At 36.3% G+C, this 6,000-nt stretch carries 6 protein-coding genes and 2 pseudogenes; 4 read left to right on the forward strand and 4 right to left on the reverse strand.

Annotated elements, in window-relative coordinates; translation table 11 throughout:
* The first annotated feature begins 32 nt into the window (after positions 1–32).
* The 3 genes from AXW61_RS12220 (at position 33) to leuE (ending at position 2,816) form a co-directional block, all read left to right on the forward strand.
* Positions 33–1,145, forward strand: a complete 1,113-nt coding sequence (locus tag AXW61_RS12220) for an alkene reductase (protein ID WP_228132313.1) — start codon at positions 33–35, stop codon at positions 1,143–1,145.
* 84 nt (positions 1,146–1,229) lie between these two features.
* A complete protein-coding gene (locus AXW61_RS12225; RefSeq protein ID WP_062034505.1) occupies positions 1,230–1,931 on the forward strand; it encodes a DsbA family oxidoreductase in 702 nt (233 codons plus the stop codon).
* A gap of 231 nt (positions 1,932–2,162) precedes the next feature.
* Positions 2,163–2,816 (forward strand): leucine efflux protein LeuE, encoded by a 654-nt coding sequence (leuE, locus tag AXW61_RS12230; protein WP_062034496.1) that lies wholly within the window; start codon positions 2,163–2,165, stop codon positions 2,814–2,816.
* Between the two features lie 127 nt (positions 2,817–2,943).
* Here leuE and AXW61_RS12235 read toward each other — a convergent pair whose 3' ends face one another.
* Both AXW61_RS12235 and AXW61_RS12240 read right to left on the reverse strand, forming a co-directional pair.
* Positions 2,944–3,876: an IS5-like element ISAba12 family transposase gene (locus AXW61_RS12235; protein ID WP_062034497.1), complete on the reverse strand. Its 933-nt coding sequence runs from the start codon at positions 3,874–3,876 to the stop codon at positions 2,944–2,946.
* Positions 3,877–3,959: 83 nt separating this feature from the next.
* Positions 3,960–4,339: pseudogene (locus AXW61_RS12240) on the reverse strand (IS3 family transposase); the annotation flags it as partial.
* A 326-nt stretch (positions 4,340–4,665) separates the two neighbouring features.
* Between AXW61_RS12240 and AXW61_RS12245 the strand changes: the two are divergent.
* A complete protein-coding gene (locus tag AXW61_RS12245; protein ID WP_062034499.1) occupies positions 4,666–5,274 on the forward strand; it encodes a DUF6088 family protein in 609 nt (202 codons plus the stop codon).
* 274 nt (positions 5,275–5,548) lie between these two features.
* On the opposite strand, the gene AXW61_RS17520 is transcribed toward AXW61_RS12245, so the two are convergent.
* Together AXW61_RS17520 and AXW61_RS17525 are read right to left on the reverse strand one after the other, a co-directional pair.
* Entirely contained in the window at positions 5,549–5,701 is a 153-nt protein-coding gene (locus AXW61_RS17520) for a YgjP-like metallopeptidase domain-containing protein (RefSeq protein WP_240487465.1), read from the reverse strand.
* 2 nt (positions 5,702–5,703) lie between these two features.
* Positions 5,704–5,910: pseudogene (locus AXW61_RS17525) on the reverse strand (IS5/IS1182 family transposase); the annotation flags it as partial.
* Positions 5,911–6,000 lie beyond the last annotated feature (90 nt).

The following is a 6,000-nucleotide window of genomic DNA, read 5'->3' on the forward strand; positions in this document are numbered from 1 at the left end:
CTTAAATTATTTGTAAATCTTTCTTGAGGTATATGATGAATAAATTATTCACTCCCCATAATTTGGCGGATATTCAATTAAAAAACCGTGTAGTAATGGCACCAATGACCCGTACTCGGACATTAAATGATGTGGCAGATGAGCTAGTTGCACTTTATTACTCTCAACGAGCTTCAGCGGGTCTAATCATTACTGAGGGTTTACCTGTATCAGAAGAAGGGCGTGGTTATTTATATACCCCAGGTTTATATAATGAAGCGCAAATGCATGGATGGCGCAAAGTTACAGATGCAGTGCATGCAAAAGGTGGACGTATTTTTGCTCAACTTTGGCATGTGGGACGAATGTCACATGTTTCAGTGCTACCTGAAAATCAAGCACCAGTATCATCTGGAACTATTCCAGCAACTAACACTACAGTATTTGCGTATTCTGATTCTGGAGAACCTAGTGCGGTTACACCAAGCATTCCTAGAGCACTAGAAACTGAAGAAGTTAAACGTGTCACTAAAGATTTTGTTAAATCTGCACGTCTGGCTATAGAGGCTGGTTTTGATGGCGTAGAAATTATGGCCGCAAATGGATTTATCTTTGATCAGTTCCTCAGTACTGAATTAAATAACCGTACCGATGAATATGGTGGCTCTGTTGAAAATCGCCAACGTTTCCTTTTTGAAACGATCGATGCTATCTCGCAAGAAATTGGTAATGATAAAGTTGCTGTACGTCTTTCACCATTTGGACGTATTTATGACCTTGCAGCTTATGAAGGGGAAGCTGACACGTGGAAAAATATTGCATTGGCTCTTGGGCAACGTGAATTAGCATACGTTCATTTGTACTATCAACCTACTTATGAAACAGCACCTATTGAAGCTGAGAGTTTTAAAACTTTATTCCGTAAAGTTTTTCAGGGCACGATTATTGCCGCAGGAGGTTTTAATCGACAAAGTGCCGAAGCTGCCTTGGAAAAAGGTGACGTTGATTTAATTGCTTTCGGTGTTCCGTATATTGCTAACCCAGATTTAGTAGAGCGGATGCAGAATAATTGGCCTTTGGCAGAAAGTGATCGCACAACGTATTACGGTGTGAGTGGTTCTCCAGAAAAAGGATATACAGATTATCCGAATTATGAAGTGAAGTAAGCAGATGATTGCCTAGCCATTTTTATGGCTAGGCTTAAAAGATCTTTGCTCATACAACATCTAATCAAGATTACTGAGGTATTTATGAAAACACTACTCCCACAAATAACCATTGATGTGTGGTCCGATTTTATCTGTCCGTGGTGCTGGATTGCTAAAAAAAGATTTGAAAAAGGATTAGATGCTTTTGAACACAAGGATCATGTGATCGTTCGATATCATAGCTACCGCCTTGCTAATAAGTATGTGCCTGAACCATTTAAAGCAGCATTGTATAAAAAGTTTGGAGGAAAAAATGGTGCAGAAGCGATGATGAGCCAAGTAAAGAGTGCAGGTGAGTCGGAAGGACTAATCTATAACTTTGATACTATGCTTTTTGGCGATACTTTAGATGCACATGCCGTAGTAAAGCTAGCACAGCAAAAAGGTTTAGGTGAGATACTTGCTGAAAAGTTATTCATGGCAAGTGTAACAGAAGGTCGGTCTATATTTGATCGTAAGGAGTTGGTTGAACTTGCTACTGAAATAGGCTTATCCCGTGAGGAAACGGAAAGTGTCTTTAGCAATGATTTGTTTAAACAAGGTGTTCTACAAGATGAAGCAAACGCACATGCAATAGGTGCTAGTGGCGTTCCACTTTTTGTTATAAACAATAAATATTCAATCAGTGGTGCTCAATCTGTAGAAACCTTTCTAAGTGTTTTAGAGCAGGTATGGACAGAAAAGCAGAGTGAAATAACGGCTACTGAAGGTCAAAGCTGCGGTATTGATGGTTGTAGCATTTAGTTTTTATAATTAATAAGCGTTGATAGGAATGTAATTGAGTTATCTACCATCAACGCATTTTTACTTAATTATCAAATGAAGTTAAAGATGATCAACTGTTTGACTAAATCCTTGCTAGTATTTAGATGAAAATTTAATTTAATGAATGGTTTATACTAATTCTTTGTTTAATAAATTTTTTAATTGATGTTAACGTTATGCCGAATCGGCTTTTGAGTCTGTGAGTTTATTTTGCTTGGAATTACTGATCTAACAACTTTTATTATTGGCACGACTTTAATTGTATTATTACCTGGGCCAAACTCACTTTATGTCATGTCTATTGCATCACGTTACGGTATTAAAACTGGTTATTTAGCAGCCTTTGGGGTTTTTAGTGGTGATTTAATTTTAATTATTCTTACCATTTTAGGTGCAGCGTCGTTATTGCATGCTTTTCCGTGGTTATTTACTGTTTTAAAGCTTATAGGAGCGCTATATTTAGGTTACCTTGGCGTAAAACTCTTGATTGCTGCTTATCGAACTTGGCATCCACAACCTCAAATTTCTAAATTGATAGCCAATCAATCTACTAAAAATGAAAGTATCAAGCCATATCAAACGGCCTTGTTAATTAGCCTAATTAATCCAAAAGCAATTTTATTTTACTTATCCTTTTTTCTACAATTTGTGGATCCAAATTATCCTTATCCATCACTCAGTTTCACTATTCTTGCGACTGTCTTACAAATCATAAGTATGAGCTATTTATCTCTATTAATTTTTTCAGGTGTAAAATTAGCCAGCTACTTTAATCATCGTTATAAAATTACTGCAATCAGTGTGGCATCTATTGGTTTGTTATTTTGTGGATTTGGAGTAAAACTTGCAACTACAGGTCTCTAAAAATGTGCCGTATTACTTTGGTATGATTTTTAGTGATTGGCTTTAAATATTTTAAGCTATATTGTACTTGTACAGGGCTTTGTTGCACAAAGATTTGAAATACAAAGCGCCCCTAATTGAGCCAAATTTAAGGCGTAACTTGGGTAAGTGGTCGACCTAATTCCGTAAATCTGTTAAGGACTGCTACACGTGCATGGATCTCATTCACTTGGCTATCAAAACTCCTTGCACTGAGTTTATCTCCTAATAATTTGATGCAATGCATCTTAGTTTCAACCAAACTTCGACGATGATAGCCTGACCATTTTTTCCATAGCGTCCTGCCTAAACGTTTAATTGTTCGAAGTAATTCATTTCGCTCTAGCGAGCTACTCTTTGTATCTTTCCATGGTTTCGCATTTTTTCTAGGTGGAATCACCGCATGCCCTTGCCGATCTGCAATGACCTGACGGCATTGCTTGGTGTCATAAGCTCCATCGGTATAAACAGAGTTAATCTGCTCATCTTGTGGAATCTGATTAAGTAAATCACCAAGCACCTGTGAATCACTGACATTATTGGTTGTAAGCTGAACTGCTCGTATTTGCAGGGTTTTGGCATCTATACCAATATGTAGTTTACGCCATTGGCGACGATATTCAGGTCCATGTTTCTTGCGCTTCCATTCGCCCTCACCTAGAAACTTCATGCCTGTAGAGTCCATGAGTAGATGCAGCCCATCGCTACTTTTTTGGTAGCTGATTACAATATCAATATGCTTTTGTCTTCTACAAAGCGTGGTGTAATCTGGAGCTATCCAATTTAATCCGCAAAGTTTAATCAGACTTTGCACAAAGCCAGTGACCATACGTAAAGACAGACGAAATAAGAATTTAATCATTAAGCAGCATTGGATGGCTGCGTCGGAGTAGGTTTGATTTCGCCCTTGTTTGCCTTTTGATGGCGCATACCATTGCGTAGCAGGATCAAACCAAATGGCAATATTTCCGCGACTCATGAGTGCTCGGTTATATGCGGGCCAATTGGTTGTGCGGTAGATTTTGTGTGTAGGCTTCTTCATTTGAAAATTATATCGCTGAAAAACCCTTTACAGATAGGTTTGTGCAACAAAGCCGGCGTGGTCTAAAATCCTAGAATCACATCAAAATACAACGTACTGCGATTGATTTGAATCAATTGCGATTGTTGTCGTACCGAAAGTTGATGGGTCTTATCGATCATTTTTTGCCGCTCAGCTGCCCTATTTTTCTGAGCGCACCTTCTAAAAAATCAATTTGCAATGCCTGATGTCCTATCTTGGCATGTAGAGCTTTGAGGTCAATCTCTGGTTCTAGTTGTGCTGTTGGTCGTGAAAAAATATTGACTGATTGCTCAAGCAGTTGATTTTTCCAATCGATGATTTGGTTTTGATGTAAATCGAATTGAGTAGAAAGTTCAGCGAGTGTGTGGTCGCCTTTAATTGCTGCGAGAGCAACTTTAACTTTAAACTCTGCTGAATGATTACGACGTTTTCTTCGTGTCATGGTTGACTCCAAAAACAAGCATTTCCCATGCTTATTGGGGAGTAGATTATCACTTATAGGCGTGGTCTAAAATCCTAGACCCACATCAGTTATTTGTCTGTGATACCTTAATAATAGTTTTTAATAAATGTAGCTTTACAATCGATGTATTTTAATGAGGTATTTTAGATGTAAAAATGCCTATTACTTTACGAAAGTCTTCCAAATTGACTAAAAAAATAAAAGAACAACTTTAAATAATCTTACTTTCAAGGAGTAAGTTTCAGTATTTCGGTAATTCATTCAAACAGCTTTACACAAAAATGTAAGTATTGTTAAATATATTAATGTCGAAGTGTCAGAATTCCAGAAAAACAGCAATTGCATATGTTCGATCAAAAATAGCTGAAATGAAAAAAAGTTGTATTTTTTCAATCGATTGTCTAATAATTTCAGACTATTCAAGATCAGCTATTCAATCTGCAATCAATCGTGTCATTCATGAAAAAATTATCATTAGAGCTTGTAAAGGAATTTACTTTAAGCCGACATTTAGTCACCTTTTGAAAGGAAAACCTATTTCTCCAGATTTAAATTTGCTTATTGATTTTTTATGTAAAAGAAATGCTGAAACAATACAATTACACGGTGGTTGGGCTTGTAATCGATTAAGATTGAGCAAACAAGTTCCATTTATTAAAGTTTTTTATACCAGTGGCTACTCAAGAAAGTTGAGGTTCATTAATGGGACTGTAAAATTTATACATACAAAGGATTCTAGAATACTTCAGCATGCTGGAACGAATGTTGGTTTGGCAATTTCAGCACTGTATTTTTTAGACAAAAAATTAGTTGATCAACAAGTAATAAATACAATTCAAGAACAATTGACTGAAAAAGAGTATCAACAATTAAAGAATTCTGAATTACCAGTTTGGATGAAAAAAATCTTGTGACATTTAAGAAATTAATAAAATTTCTAGGAAATCGACTTGACTTTTTTACTTGAAGATTTTCGATATTATCTCATTTATCACCAACATTAAAATCGACTCATTTAGTGTGAGCCAAGTTTTTTAATTATAAGTAGAGAATGAGATTAATTTTATAGCTATCTATTTCACATTTAGCAGACCAAAATCAGAATACAAACCATCTTCAAATCATTATCACTACAAATCTCACTTAAATTAATTGTTTTACTACACTAATAGTTTATGTATGTTAAGTTTATTCAAAAAACTTCACTGCCATATTTTCTAATCTTTCCTTAACTACTTCCCAATCAGGCATAACTTGACCTAGGAGCTGGTAGAAACGATCACTGTGATTGGGCTTTGTTGCACAAAGATTTGAAATGCAAAGCGCCCCTAATTGAGTCAAATTTAAGGCGTAACTTGGGTAAGTGGTCGACCTAATTCCGTAAATCTGTTAAGGACTGCTACACGTGCATGGATCTCATTGACTTGGCTACCAAAACTCCTTGCGCTGAGTTTATCTCCTAATAATTTAATGCAGTGCATCTTAGTTTCAACCAAACTTCGCCGATGATAGCCTGACCATTTTTTCCATAGTGTCCTGCCTAAACGTTTAGGGTCTGTTGACATTTACTGTTCATAATTAACCCTATAAAGGTAGCCATAAAAATATACAGGCTAAAGCAACAGAACTTTGATAATTTC

It is taken from the genome of Acinetobacter sp. BMW17, assembly GCF_001592855.1.
In the GTDB taxonomy this organism is placed as follows: Bacteria; Pseudomonadota; Gammaproteobacteria; order Pseudomonadales; family Moraxellaceae; genus Acinetobacter; species Acinetobacter johnsonii.

Coding starts and splice junctions, on each gene's coding strand:
- AXW61_RS12220 (WP_228132313.1), top strand. CDS start 33: ATGATGAATAAATTATTCACTCCCCATAATTTGGCGGATATTCAATTA.
- AXW61_RS12225 (WP_062034505.1), top strand. CDS start 1,230: ATGAAAACACTACTCCCACAAATAACCATTGATGTGTGGTCCGATTTT.
- AXW61_RS12235 (WP_062034497.1), bottom strand. CDS start 3,876: ATGAAGAAGCCTACACACAAAATCTACCGCACAACCAATTGGCCCGCA.
- AXW61_RS12245 (WP_062034499.1), top strand. CDS start 4,666: ATGTCGAAGTGTCAGAATTCCAGAAAAACAGCAATTGCATATGTTCGA.